2 protein-coding genes and 1 pseudogene are annotated in these 1,952 nt (G+C 72.4%); 2 read left to right on the top strand and 1 reads right to left on the bottom strand.

Annotated features, from left to right (window positions below; translation table 11 throughout):
• Positions 1–529 (top strand): AAA family ATPase (locus ABZ641_RS35255; RefSeq protein ID WP_359988478.1); only part of this gene is annotated, 529 nt, incomplete at its 5' end.
• Positions 526–1,383 carry an ABC transporter permease gene (locus tag ABZ641_RS35250; protein WP_359988476.1) on the top strand — a complete coding sequence of 286 codons (858 nt, stop codon included), beginning with the start codon at positions 526–528 and terminating at the stop codon, positions 1,381–1,383. The genes ABZ641_RS35255 and ABZ641_RS35250, both read left to right, overlap by 4 nt.
• Here ABZ641_RS35250 and ABZ641_RS35245 read toward each other — a convergent pair.
• Positions 1,290–1,592, bottom strand: a pseudogene (locus ABZ641_RS35245) (SMI1/KNR4 family protein); the annotation flags it as partial. The gene ABZ641_RS35250 and the pseudogene ABZ641_RS35245 overlap by 94 nt on opposite strands.
• Positions 1,593–1,952 lie beyond the last annotated feature (360 nt).

Here is a 1,952-nt window from a genome sequence, read left to right as displayed (position 1 = left end):
CCGCCTCGACATCGCCATGACCCTGGTCGGCGCACCGAGCATCATCTTCCTCGACGAGCCCACCACCGGCCTCGACCCGCGCTCCCGCCAGAACATGTGGCAGATCGTCCGCGAACTCGTCGCCGGCGGCACCACCGTCTTCCTCACCACCCAGTACCTGGAGGAGGCCGACGAACTCGCCGACCGCGTCGCCGTGCTGAACGACGGCCGGATCGCCGCCCACGGCACCGCCGAGGAACTGAAGCGGCTCGTCCCGGGCGGCCACGTCCGGCTCCGCTTCACCGACCCGACGGCGTACCGGTCGGCCGCCTCCGCCCTCCGCGACGCCGCCCGCCACGACGAGGCGCTCGCGCTGCAACTCCCCAGCGACGGCAGCCAGCGCGACCTGCGCACCGTCCTCGACCGCCTGGACACCGCCGGCATCGAGGCCGACGAACTCACCGTGCACACCCCCGACCTCGACGACGTCTTCTTCGCCCTCACCGGCGGCACCACCGTCCCCCACCAGGCCGAGGAGGCCTCCCGATGACTTCCCTGTCCCTCGCCGTCCGCGACTCCTCGACGATGCTGCGCCGCAACCTGCTGCACGCGCGCCGCTACCCGTCACTCACCCTGAACCTGCTGCTCACGCCGGTCATGCTGCTGCTGCTCTTCGTCTACATCTTCGGCGACGTGATGAGCGCGGGCATCGGGGGTGGCGGGGCGGACCGGGCCGACTACATCGCCTACATCGTCCCGGGCATCCTGCTGCTGACCATCGGCGGCACCACGATCGGCACCGCGGTCTCCGTCTCCAACGACATGACCGAGGGCATCATCGCCCGCTTCCGGACCATGGCGATCCACCGCGGTTCCGTCCTGATCGGGCACGTCGTCGGCAGCGTGCTGCAGTGCGTCGCGAGCGTGGTCCTGGTCGGCGCCGTCGCCGTGGCGATCGGCTTCCGTGCCAAGGACGCCACCGCCCTGGAGTGGCTGGCGGCGCTCGGGCTGCTGACCCTGGTCGCCCTGTCGCTCACCTGGATCGCGGTCGGCATGGGCCTGGTCAGCCCGAACGCCGAGGCGGCCAGCAACAACGCCCTGCCGCTGATGGTCCTTCCGCTCCTCTCCAGCGCCTTCGTCCCCGTCCACGCGATGCCGGGCTGGTTCCAGCCCGTCGCCGAGTACCAGCCGTTCACCCCCGCCATCGAGACGCTGCGCGGCCTGCTGCTCGGCACCGGGATCGGCAACAACGGGTGGATCGCCCTCGCCTGGTGCCTGGCCCTCACGGTGCTCGGGTACCGCTGGTCGCAGGCGACCACCCCGGTCTCGCCCTCCGACCCGAGGAACACCACCGGCTGCTCGGCCAGCGGCCGCCCGGGGTGCGCCAGCCAGATCGCGCCGTAGCCCCCGGTGCCGTCCTGCCCGAACACCCGGAAGGCGTCCCCGTCCAGCTCCGGGTTGCCCGTCCAGGCGCGCAGCCAGTCCGTGGTGTCCTCGGCGCTCAGGAAGGCGTCGTAGGGCTCGAAGTCCACCCCCTCGCCCTCGTCGAAGTCGAAGCCGATGCCGGCCACCTCGGCGAGGGCGGCGGGAAGGATGCGGTCGTCGTCCGTCATGCCTGCAGGCTAGGCCCTCTCTTTCGGATCTTGCCGGGCGCCCACCGCCGGGCGCTGATCCGACAAGATCCGAAGGAGAGGGCCCGGGCCGCCACCTGCGCGGGGCACGGCCGGGGGCTGACGCCGGCCTGAACGGCTGGTGGCGAAGACTCGGCAAACTCGCGGGCCGATCGGCTCGTACCGCCCTCCCTCCTGTCAACGGCCCGGCGAGGGACGGGCGGTCCGGCGGCGACCCTGGTCGGCGTGGCCGACCCCTCGGCCTTCGCGGCTGCCGCGCCGGCCAGGTGCCTGATCCACCTGCCGTCCGGTTGCCCGTTCAACCCGCGCTGCGACTTCCGCGAGAAGGTCGTCGGCGGCGGC

The sequence above is a fragment of the Kitasatospora sp. NPDC007106 genome, from assembly GCF_040634455.1.
Classification (GTDB): domain Bacteria; phylum Actinomycetota; class Actinomycetes; order Streptomycetales; family Streptomycetaceae; genus Kitasatospora; species Kitasatospora arboriphila.
Note: the sequence above shows the minus strand (reverse complement) of the source record. Positions and strands in the feature narration are given on the sequence as shown.

What these genes read in the sequence shown, in the direction of transcription:
- ABZ641_RS35250 (WP_359988476.1), top strand. Translation starts at nt 526, where the DNA reads ATGACTTCCCTGTCCCTCGCCGTCCGCGACTCCTCGACGATGCTGCGC.